The organism is Rhizobium sp. P1_B8, assembly GCF_056406515.1.
The window spans coordinates 26,556-42,170 of the sequence record NZ_JBFTZZ010000044.1 but is presented as its reverse complement, the minus strand read 5'-3'; the positions used below and the strand labels follow the sequence as shown (position 1 = coordinate 42,170).

General features: G+C 58.3%; 16 protein-coding genes and 3 pseudogenes. 6 read left to right on the top strand and 13 right to left on the bottom strand.

The genetic code is table 11. The features are described from left to right. From AC1D2N_RS33585 to AC1D2N_RS33570, 4 genes and pseudogenes are all read right to left on the bottom strand, one after another. The coding region (locus AC1D2N_RS33585; RefSeq protein ID WP_477982813.1) for a PepSY domain-containing protein at window positions 1–275 on the bottom strand (275 nt) is incomplete at its 3' end. A gap of 462 nt (window positions 276–737) precedes the next feature. Next, window positions 738–1,055: pseudogene (locus AC1D2N_RS33580) on the bottom strand (GFA family protein); the annotation flags it as partial. Beyond that, window positions 1,055–1,324, bottom strand: a complete 270-nt coding sequence (locus AC1D2N_RS33575; protein WP_130747915.1) for a hypothetical protein — start codon at window positions 1,322–1,324, stop codon at window positions 1,055–1,057. The pseudogene AC1D2N_RS33580 and the gene AC1D2N_RS33575, both read right to left, overlap by 1 nt. A gap of 279 nt (window positions 1,325–1,603) precedes the next feature. Continuing rightward, the gene (locus AC1D2N_RS33570) at window positions 1,604–1,906 is read right to left on the bottom strand and encodes a response regulator (RefSeq protein WP_130747916.1); all 303 of its coding nucleotides are present in this window, start codon (window positions 1,904–1,906) and stop codon (window positions 1,604–1,606) included. A gap of 136 nt (window positions 1,907–2,042) precedes the next feature. On the opposite strand from AC1D2N_RS33570, the gene AC1D2N_RS33565 reads away from it, so the two are divergent. Both AC1D2N_RS33565 and AC1D2N_RS33560 read left to right on the top strand, forming a co-directional pair. Continuing rightward, window positions 2,043–2,414, top strand: coding sequence for a response regulator (locus tag AC1D2N_RS33565; protein ID WP_130747917.1), 372 nt, complete (start codon window positions 2,043–2,045; stop codon window positions 2,412–2,414). A 125-nt stretch (window positions 2,415–2,539) separates the two neighbouring features. Next, window positions 2,540–3,546: pseudogene (locus tag AC1D2N_RS33560) on the top strand (sensor histidine kinase). Window positions 3,547–3,602: 56 nt separating this feature from the next. Here the strand turns inward: AC1D2N_RS33560 and AC1D2N_RS33555 are convergent. The 3 genes from AC1D2N_RS33555 to AC1D2N_RS33545 form a co-directional block, all read right to left on the bottom strand. Continuing rightward, complete coding sequence (locus AC1D2N_RS33555) at window positions 3,603–3,830, bottom strand: hypothetical protein (protein ID WP_130747918.1); 228 nt, start codon at window positions 3,828–3,830, stop codon at window positions 3,603–3,605. A gap of 450 nt (window positions 3,831–4,280) precedes the next feature. Continuing rightward, window positions 4,281–4,634: a hypothetical protein gene (locus tag AC1D2N_RS33550; protein ID WP_130747919.1), complete on the bottom strand. Its 354-nt coding sequence runs from the start codon at window positions 4,632–4,634 to the stop codon at window positions 4,281–4,283. Window positions 4,635–4,738: 104 nt separating this feature from the next. Further along, window positions 4,739–5,242 (bottom strand): YciE/YciF ferroxidase family protein, encoded by a 504-nt coding sequence (locus AC1D2N_RS33545; RefSeq protein WP_027687075.1) that lies wholly within the window; start codon window positions 5,240–5,242, stop codon window positions 4,739–4,741. 830 nt (window positions 5,243–6,072) lie between these two features. Here AC1D2N_RS33545 and AC1D2N_RS33540 point away from each other — a divergent pair. Beyond that, complete coding sequence (locus AC1D2N_RS33540) at window positions 6,073–6,246, top strand: hypothetical protein (protein ID WP_165403378.1); 174 nt, start codon at window positions 6,073–6,075, stop codon at window positions 6,244–6,246. Between the two features lie 83 nt (window positions 6,247–6,329). After that, entirely contained in the window at window positions 6,330–7,451 is a 1,122-nt protein-coding gene (locus AC1D2N_RS33535) for an AI-2E family transporter (protein WP_245484556.1), read from the top strand. Window positions 7,452–7,655: 204 nt separating this feature from the next. On the opposite strand, the pseudogene AC1D2N_RS33530 reads toward AC1D2N_RS33535, so the two are convergent. The 5 genes and pseudogenes from AC1D2N_RS33530 to AC1D2N_RS33510 all read right to left on the bottom strand — a co-directional run. Next, window positions 7,656–7,817, bottom strand: a pseudogene (locus tag AC1D2N_RS33530) (SOS response-associated peptidase); the annotation flags it as partial. 1,308 nt (window positions 7,818–9,125) lie between these two features. Next, entirely contained in the window at window positions 9,126–9,863 is a 738-nt protein-coding gene (locus AC1D2N_RS33525; RefSeq protein WP_477982816.1) for a metallophosphoesterase family protein, read from the bottom strand. Further along, on the bottom strand, window positions 9,839–10,486 hold the full coding sequence (locus AC1D2N_RS33520) for a hypothetical protein (RefSeq protein WP_477982808.1): 648 nt from the start codon (window positions 10,484–10,486) through the stop codon (window positions 9,839–9,841). Before AC1D2N_RS33520 ends, AC1D2N_RS33525 begins: the two co-directional genes overlap by 25 nt. Further along, the gene (locus AC1D2N_RS33515; RefSeq protein ID WP_130747921.1) at window positions 10,483–11,796 is read right to left on the bottom strand and encodes a protein kinase domain-containing protein; all 1,314 of its coding nucleotides are present in this window, start codon (window positions 11,794–11,796) and stop codon (window positions 10,483–10,485) included. Before AC1D2N_RS33515 ends, AC1D2N_RS33520 begins: the two co-directional genes overlap by 4 nt. 19 nt (window positions 11,797–11,815) lie before the next feature. Further along, the gene (locus AC1D2N_RS33510) at window positions 11,816–12,712 is read right to left on the bottom strand and encodes a vWA domain-containing protein (RefSeq protein ID WP_130747922.1); all 897 of its coding nucleotides are present in this window, start codon (window positions 12,710–12,712) and stop codon (window positions 11,816–11,818) included. Between the two features lie 708 nt (window positions 12,713–13,420). Here AC1D2N_RS33510 and AC1D2N_RS33505 point away from each other — a divergent pair. Both AC1D2N_RS33505 and AC1D2N_RS33500 read left to right on the top strand, forming a co-directional pair. Further along, complete coding sequence (locus AC1D2N_RS33505; protein ID WP_245484557.1) at window positions 13,421–13,942, top strand: Gfo/Idh/MocA family oxidoreductase; 522 nt, start codon at window positions 13,421–13,423, stop codon at window positions 13,940–13,942. 131 nt (window positions 13,943–14,073) lie between these two features. After that, complete coding sequence (locus tag AC1D2N_RS33500) at window positions 14,074–14,262, top strand: hypothetical protein (RefSeq protein WP_130748093.1); 189 nt, start codon at window positions 14,074–14,076, stop codon at window positions 14,260–14,262. A 227-nt stretch (window positions 14,263–14,489) separates the two neighbouring features. Here the strand turns inward: AC1D2N_RS33500 and AC1D2N_RS33495 are convergent, their stop codons facing one another. Continuing rightward, window positions 14,490–15,296, bottom strand: a complete 807-nt coding sequence (locus AC1D2N_RS33495; protein WP_018517323.1) for a GNAT family N-acetyltransferase — start codon at window positions 15,294–15,296, stop codon at window positions 14,490–14,492. Window positions 15,297–15,615 lie beyond the last annotated feature (319 nt).

The following is a 15,615-nucleotide window of genomic DNA, read 5'->3' as shown; positions in this document are numbered from 1 at the left end:
ACGGCTTTGCCGTCCTTCATGCCGGAGGCCATCCAGATCCCCTTGTCATCGAGCTTGAGATCCTTGACGTCGGTGTAGCCCGCTTCCGCAATGCGATCCTTCGCCTGAGCTTCGGTAAAGCTATTGGCGCCCTCAACGGGCGCAGTCGGATTTTTGGTATCTGGGGTTGCAACCGCAGGTGTATTTCCATCCTTGGATGGAGCCGGTGTGGTTTGGGCAAAGGCTGCAACGGCAGACGCGCCGAGAATTGCCGCCGCGAAGACGATCTTCTTCATATGTGTTTCCTCCATTTTACGGATCACATGAGGATCCAGTGCGGTAAAAACACCCAGAGGAGATTTTTGTTCCCCCCGCCGCAGCACGGCAGTATGCAATTGATTTTTCTAAATTATCTGGCAGCGCGGTGCCCTGCCGGATTATTCTCTACGGTGCCAGGGCAATGCGAGCGGACAACAAAGGGAGAGGGTATCCAACAATCCATCGGGCAACTCAAACAAACCTTTCAAAGGCAGTGAGATTTTTAACTCCTAAAGTTGTGCTGTTGTCAAATATTGAGGAGTGGTGGCAAACCAAGGCAGCGTAGCCATGAGCCATCGTAATGGCGGGAACCCGCTACTGTTTGTCCGTCCGAACGACGTGGAGCACCAAATCACTGGCAGTTCTGTGAAGCATATCCAAATACGTGACTCGGCAGCGATCGTCGATTTGCTAAAACCGATCCTCTTGGAACTACGGCCACCGTCGACAGGGCGCTGCCATGCCTGGCGGCGCTTGATCCAGAGCGCATATGTCGGGCGAGGGGCGTCGGCGCTTCGGAAAGGACGCCCGGCTTGATCTCAGCTTCGTTCTCGTCCGCGGAATACACGCGCGATCCGCACTCCAGACAGAATCGGCGTCCGCATCGAACTGATCGGCCGGCCATATGGCGAGTAGGTGAATGCGAAGCCGCTCTCCTGCCGGCAGTCCGCGCAGTGACAGATGCCGATCCGTTTTGGGTCGCCGCGGACGGCACTGCGCACATTACCGCTGAGGCAGGATCCTGTCAGGACGCTCATCACGGACGCCCATCACCCGACCCCTCTTCGTCGTCGAGAACTTCCGTATCCGGGCGGTCGCCGCCATCGGCATGTTCCGTCTGCCACCGACCATCGGCGAACTGATATGAAATTTCGGCATCGCGGCCTTCAATGTGCTGACGCTGGGCCGCCGACTTGGCGGCAGCGAGCGCGCTATCGTGGTCCGGATAGGTCTCCGACCACACGTCTCCAAGACGGTAGCCGAAGCCGCCGTCGTGCTCGCCGACATGGTAGGTGATAGTCGTCATGCTGTTCTCCTTCTTGACGTCGATATCAAATTAGGGCGGAGCGCCAACATTCCAATCGCGCGGCCTTACGCGATGGGCAGCGTTTATGCCGCGTCGGCCAGCACGAGAAGCGCCTTCGCCACGGTCGCGTCGGACATCGCCTCGCATCCTCCTTCGTTCCTGGCACATCAGGGCGGTCTGGATGGTTCCATGTTGAGGCGAAGCGCTATGATCCATCCGCGATAATGGAGTCGGTCAGGCCGTCGTCAAGCCGTCGCTGTTCAGAAACCGAGGGCGCTCTCACACCGCTGCAGGAGCGCGCCTGACTGCCGCTATCACATCGTCCGGCATGGCCGGCTTGGAAAGGTGTTCGCCGTTTTCGAACGCGGGCTCTTCGTCAATTAGTGATCCGGGTTCGCCCGAATATACGACAAAGGGAACCTGCCCCCTGGCGAGATGACGAACCACCGCGCTGCAAAGACCGTCCGAGAGGTGGGGATCGACGATGGCCACGACGTCGTCATAGCCGTGCTCCTCCAATACTCCCTCGAGATCAAGGGCGATGAAGGGTTCGTCTTCGAGGAGCAGGATGCGATCGGGCATCGTCATTCTCACGGCATGCGATCACCCGACGTACACCGGGCGACCACTCATGTCACGAGGGACGCTCGAAGTCGTGGACGCTCGGGAACCAAACAGAAGCGCGGAGGTTCACGGTTATGATCCACGGTAATATGGCATGAGGCATCCTCACGGAAGACACGTAGTTCTCGTCGTCGAAGACGAGCCCCTGCTGATGATGATGGCGGTGGACGTCGTCGAAGCGGTCGGACTGGAAGCGCTCGAGGCGACGAACGCGGATGATGCGGTCCTCATCTTGGAAGGCAGGAGTGACATCGCCGTCGTCCTGACCGATGTCGAGATGCCGGGGACTATGAATGGCTTGGCGCTGGCCGCCTCAGTCCGCGAAAGATGGCCGTTCATCGGGATCATCGTCGTGTCGGGGAGGGTGACGATCAGCAGGGACGACCTCCCTGAGCGCGGAGTGTTCTTCCCCAAGCCTTACGATGTCGACGATCTCGCTCACACACTTCGGCGGCTGACCGCTTAGCAGGCGTGAATCACGCGCGCTGCCGATAAAATCCAGCGAATTTCAGGAAATCCGGCGCATCTCAACTATATAAAGGCAACTACCCTTCTCCGGTGAGTAAAGTTCTTCCGACGCAGGGAGATCTTCTGACCGATCACGAAACCGACGACGAGCCAGACTGGAACCCCGAGGAGCTTCGCAATGCGATCAAGGCCGCAGGCGTCGCCCTTTGGACCTGGAACGTCGACGACGGTACCTTTTTGATGGACGCCAAAGGATACGAACTCTGGGAGGTCTCGCGGGGGAGCCCGCTGACATTCGAGCGCTTGTCGGCGAAGATTCATCCGGCCGACCGCGACAGAGTCCGATCCGCCTTTGTCGCCACCCGAGTGATTGCCGGCCCATATGAGATTGACTTCAGGATATTGACGGACGCCTCCGACGTCCGTTGGATTTCCGCTCGCGGTCAAGGCAACGACGCCGGCATCGTCGCCCGGGTGATGTCTGGAATATTTTTGGATGTTACCGGTCGCAAACAAGCGGAAGAAGGGCACGAACTGCTCGCCGGCGAAATGAGCCACCGCGTCAAGAATCTCCTGGCACTCGCTTCCGGTCTTACCGCTATCACCTCCCGGTCGACGACGTCGAAGGAGAAGATGGTGAGCCAGCTCACGCAACGCCTGACGGCGCTCGGGCGTGCCCACGACCTCGTCCGCCCGCTCAAGGGCGGGCAGGGAAATGCTGCCCTTCTTGGAGATCTGTTCACCGTTCTGCTCGCACCCTACGACGACGAAGGCGCGTTTGCGGGGCGAATTCGCGTCGCAGTTCCTCGGATGGGCGTTGGTAATCGTCGGCGACGAGCCTAGCACTCGTCATTCATGAACTGGCCACCAACTCCCTCAAATACGGCGCGCTCTCGGTGGAAACGGGGACCTTGGACGTGTCTGGCGTTCTGGCGGAAGGTGAAGTTGAAATCGCCTGGAGCGAGCAGGGCGGCCCCGTCATCGAACCTCCCGCAAGTTCCGATGGCTATGGCAGCAAACTTCTCCATCGCGCCGTCACCGGTCAGCTCGACGGTTCGATCTGCTACGACTGTACCCCGAGCGGGTTGGTCGTCGTGCTTCGATTAAAGGAAAACCGGTTGTCGGTGTGAGCGCCCTATGATGGCTTCCTCCGTCGCCGCCCGTCGTTCGCTTGCCTGATTGACGTTCACTCGGCGGCTTGACGGAGAGGGTACTCTTCTGGGAGCTCCACCGAAGCAATGATCTCGAAGTCCGCGGGCATGGCGTGCTGATCGGTTCCCAAGAGCGCCAGCGTCCAGTAGGCAGGATCGTCCCCGAAGACCGTGGAGACCTGAACGATCGTTGCTCGTCCGTCGAAGTACTTCGAGGACTTCGCCCAGTAAACCGCACCCGGCACCAAACTCGCTGCAACCATGACGCCTACTCCCGTGACATGTGGACGATAGCAGAAATCCTGGAAACGAGAATGCCTCGGCTTGTCCGTCATCGGGTGGATAACGATCACCCGTCGACCTAGCCGGCTTCCAATTCGCGTCTTCGCACTACGACCTCCAGTTTATACGCCCCCTGCACGCGGTGAAACTACTGGCCTGCCAAGGCGTTCTGCTCCTATGCATAACCGAGCAGGAGACAGTCCAATGCCGAATGACAATACCACCACGATCCGGGTCATTTTCGAAACACGCGAGGCTGCCGACCGTGCGCTCGACCACCTGGTTCAACAGCACGTACGGCGACGCTTGCTATCAAGCCGTCTTCAGCTATCAGCGAGGAAGTCACTTCAATATGACATGACATAGCCCGAATGACGATGAGGTAACGACGCCAAACCAGAGAGTGTCCTCAATCGGTGCGCTTCGTGATCCTAGTCATATTTCAGCGTGGCCTTCAAATGCTTGAGTTCGGCGTCCTGCCTAGCTGCCGCTTGTTCGACTACGTCTCGATAGGAAGCATTGGTCTCGGCGACAACCTTGTTCAACTCCGTGATCTGACTCTGCAGCTCGTAGGGCATGCATGCCGACATTATCATGTTCCCGGAAGCAGTAGCCGCCCGCCTCATCACGGATGCGCGGCCTTTCCATGTCTCGTTGAAGGAATCGGACCAAGCCGCGGGGGTATCTGCCGAAAGCTGCAGGACCATTGTCGTGAGCGGTCCCTCTACGGACCCCGATGCACCGTCGTTCAACTCGACGATCCTGATATCCTCAAATTCGGTCATTGAATAATTCTCCTCCGTTGGCGGCCTGGACTGCCTTGGCTGGTCACCGCCTAGATGAGCGATGACCGTGCACGGACGCGCGGTGACGAGCTACGTCAACGGCGTCAGGCGGCTTTCTCGGCATTCTGATTGACGACCTTCGTCGCAATGGAGGTTAGCGCGAGATCGGTCGCCTGTTCCTCATCGAGCGTCGTCTGAAGGAGCTTGGCGGCGTCCTTCATCCCCAACTCAAGCGCCCATGTCCGCAGGGTGCCATAGCGCGACATCTCGTAGTGCTCGACCGCCTGGGCCGCGGCAAGAAGGCCGGCGTCGAGTGCCGGCATCCCCTCGTACTCTTCCATGATCTCGGCGCCTTCCTTGACGATGCCCATCATCGCGTCACAGGTCTTCTGCTCCGGCTTCTTGCCGATGATCTTGAAGACATCTTCGAGACGGGTGACGTGCACCTTGGTCTCGGCGAGGTGCTTCACGAAGGCGTCCTTGAGTTGCCTGTTCTTGGCCGCGTCGCGCATCTTCGGCAGCGTCGCAACGATCTTGTTTTCGGCGAAATACACGTCCTTCAAAGTGTCGTGAAAGAGGACGTCGAGTGTTTTGATTTCCTTAGCCATGGTTAGCTCCTTGGGTTCGAAAGATTTTCTGTCGTGGTCCAGATGCCCGGTCATGTTCGCGGCCACCGTCAGGCGTGAGGGGGCGAGCGTGTCGTCGAAGCCAGCCTTCTCGATGCCGTTTTTGGCCAGAGTCTCGGTGGAGCTGTTGGCCCTGCCGCACCCGAGTTCTTTGCGTCGAGCGTCGCGACCGCCGGAGTTCCGGCATCGGTAGAGGACGCGGGGTACGTCGGTGCGACAGAACTGAGCGACGACGCGCCTACCCCGCGCCCCGACGAGAACCATTGTGTATCATTGAGATGTCCTCCTTCTCGGACGGTGTTTACTCGGCCGTGAAGACAGAACCTCTGCAGCTGGTATAAGTTCCTCTGCAACCGCGTGAAATATCCGGCGGGCCAACCGGTAGTCGGTGCGACGGTGCCGACCTCGGCACCTTGTCGAAAAGGACTTGACCCTTGATGCAGGGACAATAGACGTCCCGGCACTGTTCGAGCCAGATCGTCAAGGGCAAGATCGCTCCGGCTTTCCGGATTACGCGGCGACTCTGTGTGGAAAAAGGGGCTGACGCCCTACCAGTCTTCCGAAGGGGATGCATGAACGTAGTGGTCCGGCCGAACGGATGACAATCCTCGCGGCGTTTTAGCCTCGCCTGTTTGAATGGGTGAGGACGCCGCCTTTCGTGTTGCTCCGCAGCGCCAATGCTGTGGCGCACGTCGGATATCGGAATCGCAAGAGCTTGTTCTGGGAACTGTCAGACAGGGGGGGGAACACTTAATCAGGATTCTGGTTCTCTTATCGAGACCAAACCGGTCTCGTCAGTGGAGGAGTAAAACATGCCATCGTCAAGCGGAACCAGCGAAAGCAAGCCGGGCGTCAAGTCCGGCACCGGCAAGAGCGCTTCGTCGTCCAAGGGTAGCAGTGGCTCGAAAACATCGAGCACTCAGGGCGGCACCCACGAGCAGCACGTCAAGGCAGGTGAGCAAAGTCACAAAAACGCCAAGTCTTAGACGCACCAAGAAGGGTCCGTCACAAACGGGCTCTTCTATCTCAATTCGGCGGAACAGTTTGGCAGGGCCAAAGGAAATGCAAAGTGGCCGACGACAAAACCGAACTGAACGTCGATAAAATGGCAGAGCCCAAATTCGCTCTCGGCGTTCAAGTCAAATCGCTGGATTTGCCCACCAACCCGGTGGTCGTGCTGCTTTCGATATTGGTGGCGCTCGCTACATTATGCATTGCCTACGTGGCGGCTGAGATCGTGCTGCCGATTGTGCTGGCACTCGTTCTCAAGCTTCTGTTTCAGCCGGCCATGCGATTGCTGGAGAAACTCCATTTTCCTCGAACGCTTGCAGCCCTATTGCTAATTTTGTTTGTTTTCGGCGCCATCGTCGGCATCGGCGGTGCAATCTCTGGACCAGCGACAGAGTGGGCTGCGAAGCTGCCCGAAGGAATTCCCAGATTGCAGGAGCGTCTCAAGTTTCTCAATGAACCGGTGAAAGCACTTCAAACATTCCTGCACCAGGTCGATAGCTTCATGCAGCAAGGATCGGTAACAAGCGGGGGGTCCGGCTCGACGATCGCCGCGACGCTTTTCGCTGGAACGACCCACTTTGCAGCCAGTTTCTTCGAAACCATCGTCATATTGTTCTTTTTGCTCGTATCCGGAAGCACGTTCTTAAAACGGATGGTCGAAATACTGCCCAATTTCAAGGAGAAGCGGCAGGTTGTCGAGCTGTCCCAGGATGTCGAGAAAAATATTTCTGCCTACCTCGTCACTATTACGGTCATGAATGGCGCCGTTGGCTTAGCTACGGGCATTGCCATGTGGCTGACAGGGTTGGGCGATCCGGTTCTATGGGGTGTCGCGGCGTTTCTGCTGAACTATGTCCCGATCATGGGGCCGCTTCTCGGAGTCGGAATTTTTCTGCTCGCCGGCCTGCTGGTGATCGATACGTTGTGGCTGGCCCTTCTGCCGGCGGCGCTTTATTTTGTGATCCATGTCGCCGAGGGCGAGATCATCACGCCGGTGCTGCTCGCCCGCCGGTTCACCCTCAATCCTGTGCTTGTAATTATAGCGCTGATCTTCTGGTTTTGGATGTGGGGTGTGCCTGGAGCGATTCTCGCGGTGCCGATGCTTGCCATCGCCAAAATTGTTTGCGACGGTATTCGGCCACTTGCCGCCATCGGGCACTTCCTCAGCGGAGACGAATAATTGCGGCTCTACTTGCGCCGGGTTCGGCGGTGCGCTGCAACAACGTTGATGCGGTTCGATTGGCCCCATTGCGGGTGAGAAGATTGTGGATTTTGCCGGGCCGTGAGCGGCAGCTGGGCCGCCGTCCGAGCGGTTGTCGCGGCCATCGAGAAGCGCCGGAGGATCGAGCTGTTTTTGACCGGTCCAGGCTCAGAATACGCTCGGCTAGGCGATCGGTTCTCCGGCCTTCGTTACGATCGTTGAGCCGTAAGGCTCCCGGGATGCTACTATCAGCGCATCGTTGGGCAGGGGACGGGCAAGCGCCTTGGCCTCATCCCACGGCGCACGCATCCAGATATCGGTCTCTTCTTTGGTCAGCAGCAGGACCCGTATGAGCATCAGCTAAGTCTGCTTCCCGGCACTATTGCAGCCATACGTTATCGCCACATCACGAGCAGGTGCCCCACGGTGCGGTGGATCACAGACGCTGGCTCGGCGACCCCCCACCCGGACCCGGGCCGCGCCGAATCCGTCCTCTCAGTAAGGCCGGCTCCAGAACCTTGTCCACGGCCTCCTGTCTATCGTGAGCGGGTCTTCGTCCGCGTGCTAAATGATGCTGCGGCCGCGGTCTGGATGTTGGCGGCACCCGCTGTTTCGGACGCCCAGTGAGAAGCCTGCTGTACGAGCCTTCGATTGCCGAGCCGGAATAACTCGATGACTGCTCCAGGATCTCCCTCTCCGAGCAGGTCGGAACCTGAAAGCGCCTCCGAGCTTCACTAGACAGCTCGAGATTGAGTTCAATTCGGAAGACGACTCCAGGTTTATCCCAGAGATTCAGCTTGGATTCGTCTATGACGAGCGGCCCGGGCCGTTATGCTGGTCCTTTCTTGATGGTGTGGTTCAGGAGTTCTTTGATGCGTCAAATGCGATCGCCGACGGGATCTATTTCCTGGCGACATGCTAAGGAGCTCAATCTGACACCGCTACCACGGCGCGTATGCAGCAGTAGCCATCCGCACGGCCGCAGGAGCGGCACGTATAAGGTACAACGAACAGATCGGATGGCGCGGACATGCGGCCTCAGCCGCTTGGAGCGTGGCGTGGTCAATCCTCAGAAGTAATAGCCGTCGAGTACGCCAAGTAGAGAGCCTCCTATCAGGGAAAATATCAGCGGCAAGATGATGAACAGGAACATCACGAGGAGCATAAAGCGCATCAGGCACCCCCCCGCTGCTGCCCTTGCAGGTGGCGCTTCCGGAACAGTATAGGTTGGCCTTCGAGTGATACGACCGGCGCGGGAGAGGGCTCTAAGCATCTCCAGCATTTTTGCCGTGCGGATGTCGCCCGCTGAGGCGCCGTCGGTCTCCGCCTCAGGGCGGGCAGACCTCCGTCGCTCTTTCCGGCCCCATGGCCCGGGACTCGTGTCCAGCGCTGGTGGTGGTGGTTCCGCGCGGGGCGCCGCTTTGGGAAAAGGGACCGGTGGACGTGGACGAACGGGAGGGGGGACCGACGGTGCCGCCGGACGTATCGGATCGCCAAACTTTGCGCCGCATTGCGGACATGCGGGTGCATCTAACCAATGCCCCGGGTTATGGTTCGTACAGTAGAAGCGGACTTGTGCCTCGTGGCAGGCCTCGCACTCACCGGAAGTCGCTGTGGAGGTGCCGCAGTTTGGACAACGCAAGATGACGCCTGTCATGGTTGAGGCTCCTGGCTCGGGTGATTGTCGATGCTGTCGGCGGCCGGCTGAGGATAATAGGCACGGATCATTTCCGCGGGAATGTGCAACCGATACACGCTCGGCAGGGCTCCTTCGACATATCGCGCCATGGTGGGAACCCGCTCGTAGGGGCCGAATGCCTCGCGGCTCAACCGACGCGAAAGTGCGACGGTCGTGAGCAGTGGATTAGCCCGATAGGCGGGGAAGCTCGCATACCTCTCGTCCACGTGATCGTGGCCGCGTACCATATGTGTGACGGGCCGTCCGAGACCAGCACTCAAAGAGCAAAAAGCAGCGAAGTCCTCGTAGCCGAACTGGCTCCCGCGGGAGAAACGGTTTGGCAGCTTTCTGCGGGCTTTCGGATGGGCCCTTGTCCATACAAAATCAGACAGGCACATCGGGTTGTTCCATTCCCCCGATTCAGCGAGGGCGGGATGCAAGTCAACCAGCGGAAAGCCTCCGTGGGCGGCAAGCAATCCGTCGGGAAAGAAGAGTGCGCGCGGAGCGTTCGTAAACAGGCGCACGGCAAGCTTACCGGCCCGCTCGATCCATTCGTGGGTTAGGTTAGCGTTGAGGAAGTCGGCAAAGTCCGATGGCGTCACGCTCGAGGCAAATCGTACGCCATCGTAAGACAGTGCTTCGTCGTGATTGCCGGCGATGACGCACACGCGGTCGGGCGCGTCTACGATCAGTTCAAATACGCGGAGAAGGATTTCGAGGCCAAAACCCTCGTCATCGAAGAGATCGCCAAGAAACAGGATCCGAGGTGGGCCTTCTCCGGCTGCAGGCCCGGCTGTCGCATAGCCACAAGTGCAGCCTCGAGCGCCAGAAGGTCACCATGCAAGTCGCCGATGATCCACAACGGGATTTCGGTATCGAAGTCAGAAATCTTGATGACTTTGTCGGTGGGATCGGCGCGGAATTTGTCGAACAACATGCCTGGCCCGTCGGCCCGATCAAGCAGACCCTCCATTCTTTCCACCGTCGACCGAATTTCGGAGCGGATGGAAGACGGGCTGGCCCGATTGAGGACAGCTTTCCAATCAAGGTCATTCACATCCACGATTTCTAATGGAGCAAAGGCCGTCACCTTCGAAAGAGCCTGGTCGGACGGTAGGCTTTCCGTCCTGGACGCAGGCTCTCCGTCCAATGGCGCAGCAACCGCCGGTGTAGGTTCGGAGCCTACAGCTGGAACATCTGCAGCGCGACTGGAAGGACCCCGCGCCCCTAGTTCATCTTTGGGCACATCTGTCATCACCGGATGTGCCTCTGCTATCGCCGGCTGCTCGCAGGGAGGATCGGGCTCGGGCACTTCACGTCCGCCGGCCGAGTTCATTTGTTGAGCGCCCGCACCGTAAGGGGCATCTTGGCGATGCCTTTGGCCTGGCGGCCGACCGCAATGCGATCACCTTGCCTGAGCGGACGAGGAGCTGTCAGGGTCAGGCCGTTCACGAGTGTTTCGTTGGTCGCACCAGCCACGGGAGATACCACCCATTGCCGTGCGGGATTTCGTTCTAGGACACATTGGCGATTATCCCAGAACTCGCTTTCCGGCCCGAACTGCCGCAACAGGGGTTTTCCAAGTTCCGTCATCACCCCGATCTGGAGCGAACGTCCGTTCGCACCAAGCAGCTCGATTTTCTCGGAAATGATCAACTCCGCGGAAGCTGGAGGAGCGATGCCTTCTGTTGTCGATGCAGCAGCTTTCCGGTCGGAGACGGCAGAGTCTGCGCCGCGTCCACTCAAAATAGCCCGAACTTCCGCAGCCGTCGGTCTCGCAGCGGGATCTGGAGACAGGCATCGGTGGAGGACGGTACCGACCTCGGCATTGCTCGCCGGTGCCGGCATCAACCCGGCAAGTGCCGGAGGTTTGGCGGCATAGCTCTGCACAAGCTTTGCATAATCAGCCTGGTCCTCGGTCCAGTATGGATGATGGCCGGCGAGAAGTTCGTAAAGCATTAGGCCGCAGGTGAAAATATCCGAAGCCGGTCCCGGAATAGCGCCGCGCGTCATATGTTCCGGAGATCGATAGTTGTCAGTGCCAACATATCCCTGATGCCCGTGCCAGGGCGCGCGGCGGTCAGCCAACAGGGAGAAGTCCATATCGATCAGCTTAAGCTGGTAGCCGGAGCTGATCGACGGGTCGGTGATCAAATATGCGTTCGCCGGCTTGAGATCTGCGTGAACGACCTTGGATTCGTGCAGTGCCGCGATACCTGTCATGAACACCTTTGACCACGTGAGGTGACGTGCCCAAACCGTGGCGTCACGAGTCGCGGCCAACTTGGTGCGACGATGCTGCTCCCGCTCCTCATCGAGCATTTGCTGCAAGTCGGCACCATTCTCGACGAACTCGAATGCCTGAAAGTAGCAAGGCCCGCCCCAGATCTCTTCGAATGCATCGACCTGGCGCACCGCAAATTGAGCAGCGCGGCCATTCCGGACGCGTGCTCCGAGCTCGTTCTGATAAGCAATGAAAGCCCCATACCAGACAACCGTCGGAGTAGGGGACTTGTATTGCTTAAGAAAAACCTTCTCACCGGTGGAAGTCTGAGCTCCATAGGAAATAGCCATCATTCCAGGTCCGAAGACTTTCGTGACGCGATACTGCCGGATCCGGTCGCCGATTTTCAGCTTCTTGGCCATGGCTTTCGGGTCAGCCGGGCTAAAGCGCTACGGTCGCTGCCGACCGGGATACACTGGCGGCCAGCTGCTTCAGGGTGTTACGGAAGTTGACCGGGTCGGAGGTAAATTTCTGGAGCGCCTCCTGCGGGTTCAGCCCTTCGTATTCCACCACTTCCCATTCCGACTTGTCGATCTGGCTCAGCCTGTCGTAGCCCTCGAAATTCGGGGCAAAGAGGCTGAGAATAATTCGGTTGGCCATGATAAGGTTAGCTACGTCCTGCAACGAGCCGCCCTTTGCCTCCGCAATGCTCATGGTCTCCTTGAATGAAGCATCGGTGAAGACGATGACAACATGCGCCGCATCGCTTCTATAGCGCCATTTCGCCGGATCCTCCGTCTGAGAACCCTTCGGCACAGCCTCCATAGAGGCAACCTTATAAAGAGCATCGAGAAGCGACTCCGGCTCGTCCCCGCCGCCGTTTGCCTGTAGCGTGCCAAGCTGCGCCTTGAGCGCGCTGGCATCGCGCACGAAGTCATTGTCGACGATCCATGGCAGGCCTTCAGCTTGGGCGGCCTCAATGTCACGGTAGCCAACAACCTTGCCGCGCCAATCTTTGACAGGGGCGGCGTTGTTCGGATCACCGTGGCTTAAGGAGTCAATAAAGGCTTCGATATTTCTCCGCAACGCGTCGATGCAGGGGTCCATGCTGCCGCTAACGTCGAGGAGGAAGACAATATCGGCCACGCCTTTGGTTTTTGGACGTTCCTGCAGGGTCTGGCTGTCGTCTGATAGCGCCGGCGCGCCGTCTACCGGCGCTTTGGCCGCCGGCTCATCCGGTGTGGACGAGATCGGCCCGGTTGATTTTGGTATCGCGGCGGGAGCCGGGCTCCCCGGGGTAGGAGGCGTCTGCTGGTCCGGTTGCTCCGTATCACTCATCGGTCAGCTCCAATAGTTTGGTATCGCTACGCGGCAGATCTGCCAGCGCCTCAACGACAACACGGCGGCGACATGAAAGTTCCTACTGTCGTCGATCGGAGAACAATCGGTCTCGGCGGTGCTATCTAAGGTCGAATTTTCGCCCCTGCTTCACTCGTGTTGCTGCAAACGTTCGGCACCGATGAAACTTCAACGCGTCGATGACGCTCTCAAAACAGAGCGGGCGGGTCCTAAACCTCACGAAGGCCTTATAGGAGCGTGGCGGCAACTGCCGCCATAGTTTCCAGCCCCGGAACTCGATCTTGGCGATCAGCGTCGGTTCCGTGAAGATTAGGTTCTAGCAGTTTTCGATGATACACTTTTGCGGTCAGGGCGCCGCTTTGCGCGCGTGGATCGTCAAGGCTTGAGCTTCACAAGCTGCTCCCCGCTTCTTGCGTCCCAGATCGTCAGGTCGACGACAAAATCTCCCCTCTTCGATATCAGGTCGAGCAAGGCTGCGGCCAGACGTCCCGCGCAGATCGGGTTGGTCGCAAGGTCCAGTGTTTCATTGCTTGTCAGCGCCAACCGAAATGAAAGGTCACCGTCTTCCAGGGGAGAAAATGGAGTGGCACTGTCAAATTCAAGAAAGGCGTCGCTTCGCCGTCGGCAGAAGGCCGACGAGCTTCGAAGGCTCGGTGAAATTCACTCTTTTGTTCGGCGGACAGCATTGTGATCCAGGTATCTGGTGGTCTGTTCCGCGACATGATGATCCATGACTTCGACATGGCCTGCTGGCTCATGGGCGGTTTGCCGGAAACGGTGACGGCCGTCGGCAGCTCGATCGTCGATCTGGAAATCGGCGTGGCCGGCGATGTCGATACCGCCGTGGTGACGCTACATTTTGCCGACGGTCGCATTGCGGTCATCAAGAACAGCCGTCGCGCCGTCTATGGCTACGACCAGCGGGTCGAGTTGCTCGGTTCGGAGGGGCTCCTGTCGGCGGGCAATGTCCTTGAGAATACCGTCTCCAAGGCGACGGAGGACGGTGTGACCTCGGCGAAGCCCGAGTTCTTTTTCCTGGAGCGCTACACGCGGGCCTATTCCGCGGAATGGGCAGCGTTTGTCGACGCCGTCAATTCGGGGTCGGCATTGCCCGTCACGCTTGACGATGGCGTCAACGCGCTCGCCGTCGCCGAGGCTGCGACGCGCTCGGCCAAGTCTGGTCAGACTGTCAGTTTGGCAAGCATTTAATGGGTTGGGGTTGGCTCTTTGCGGGGGCATACCATGACGTTCACACATAAGGGGCAGCCGCCAAAGTCGTGGCGGAGCTGAAATCCTTGATTGCTTCCGGGAAGATTATTCTTTCCGGAAAGCCGGGCGTTATGGCGAGGGCGATGCTTGAACAGCCGGGCTGTGCCGCGTTCGACAGCGCCGGATCCATCGCACATGGCTGTGGGGTTTCACAATCTACGGCACTTCGGTTAACGCGCCTGCTGGGGTTTCGATCGTATCGGGATCTTCGCCGACTGTTTCAAGAAGAAGTAAAGCTACGTTTCGGGGTTAGAGCCTGAGTCCGATGAGTGTATGAAGATCAAGATGGGAAAGTTCCATAAATATGCTTACGCCTCAAAAGCTAGCTCTCGCAGCAGCTTAGCGCGGCGGTGGCACACGGAATGTCGGGGTCGCCGGTTCATTACCTGTCAAGACCAAGGCGACACCTACAGTCAGTCGCCTTAAGCTCCCGAACCAAATTATATACCCGGTGCAAGAACTTGGCTCTCTCTTAACAGCAAGTCCCTCATAAAATGAAGTTGCTGCGGTTATAGATATGCACGAAACCTAATTTCGCTAAATTGGCGTTCGAGATGTTAGCCTTTTCGGCCGATGGCACCTCTGTCTCGACCACGAAAGTCGAAACGCCATGTTTCGCGCCTTCTTGCAGGCGAGCTTGAATCAAAGCTTTCTGCGCACCGCGGTTTCGAAAGCTCGGCACGGTCGTTCCCCCGCCGAGCCAGGCGAAAGATCCTGAAGCAAACATCGCCCCCGTTCCCACAGGTGTGTCTCCGTCTAGCGCGTAGAAACACGACCATCCGTCTCGTCCAACGATTGCTGCCCATAGGACAGTCAGGCTTTCCGGAAAGCCAAAACCGGCACACATCATGGCGCCGAATACCTGGGCTTCATCGGGCCGGACTTTTCGTGTTTTCACAGCGGCTGGCGATGGAAGAGAGACCGCGTCCGTGGATCGCCTCAGCTTCGCCCAACCAGGACCATAGGTAATTAACCCTTTCGACTGGATCCAACGTCTCACCGCGTCGGATGCAGCGTCCGTGTTGACCTGCAAAAACCGTTTCCCCAGCCTCTGTCTCATCCAGTTGTAGGCTTCGTCAAGGTCTTCACTATCAGTGAGGCCGAGGATGCGGTTAAGGCCGATCGCAGGCGCGCTCGGAAGAGAGATCGTGCATCCACCATTCATGGAAATGCATTCGAATCGTTCTTCGTCCGCCAATTGGCCGCGGGCGGCGTTATGCAGATCAATGAAAGCTTTGGCCTCAATGGCGTCTTCTTTTGTAGGGCAGGGGTAATCGGAAGAACAAGAATCCAATGGAGTGCTCCTAAGGCAGAAACTTCGCCGAAAGCGGATAAATGAATTCTTGGAACAAAAACAGAATAATCACAGCGCCGACTTCCTGCACATTTGTCCGAGCGTGGAATGCCGGTCACGAGGATTTGCGCCGATGACTTCGGAGTTGGGTGATTTCAGCGAACCAGACGATTTCCCAATGCACGCTCAAGGATCTGAGAAGTGACGTGGTATCCATCATCTCCGGGCAGTATGTGGTGCATGCAACCATCTCTCTTAACGTCTTGAAAATTGGCTAAGGCAGTGTAACGTCGAGCTTTTGTGGTTTGTGAGAGCAAAG

Bases quoted from the DNA above. Each gene is read 5' to 3' on its own strand.
- AC1D2N_RS33565 (WP_130747917.1), top strand. From the start codon at position 2,043: ATGAGGCATCCTCACGGAAGACACGTAGTTCTCGTCGTCGAAGACGAG.
- AC1D2N_RS33545 (WP_027687075.1), bottom strand. From the start codon at position 5,242: ATGGCTAAGGAAATCAAAACACTCGACGTCCTCTTTCACGACACTTTG.
- AC1D2N_RS33575 (WP_130747915.1), bottom strand. From the start codon at position 1,324: ATGACGACTATCACCTACCATGTCGGCGAGCACGACGGCGGCTTCGGC.
- AC1D2N_RS33555 (WP_130747918.1), bottom strand. From the start codon at position 3,830: ATGGTTGCAGCGAGTTTGGTGCCGGGTGCGGTTTACTGGGCGAAGTCC.
- AC1D2N_RS33540 (WP_165403378.1), top strand. From the start codon at position 6,073: ATGCCATCGTCAAGCGGAACCAGCGAAAGCAAGCCGGGCGTCAAGTCC.
- AC1D2N_RS33500 (WP_130748093.1), top strand. From the start codon at position 14,074: ATGGCGAGGGCGATGCTTGAACAGCCGGGCTGTGCCGCGTTCGACAGC.
- AC1D2N_RS33515 (WP_130747921.1), bottom strand. From the start codon at position 11,796: ATGGCCAAGAAGCTGAAAATCGGCGACCGGATCCGGCAGTATCGCGTC.
- AC1D2N_RS33570 (WP_130747916.1), bottom strand. From the start codon at position 1,906: ATGCCCGATCGCATCCTGCTCCTCGAAGACGAACCCTTCATCGCCCTT.
- AC1D2N_RS33550 (WP_130747919.1), bottom strand. From the start codon at position 4,634: ATGACCGAATTTGAGGATATCAGGATCGTCGAGTTGAACGACGGTGCA.
- AC1D2N_RS33510 (WP_130747922.1), bottom strand. From the start codon at position 12,712: ATGAGTGATACGGAGCAACCGGACCAGCAGACGCCTCCTACCCCGGGG.
- AC1D2N_RS33520 (WP_477982808.1), bottom strand. From the start codon at position 10,486: ATGAACTCGGCCGGCGGACGTGAAGTGCCCGAGCCCGATCCTCCCTGC.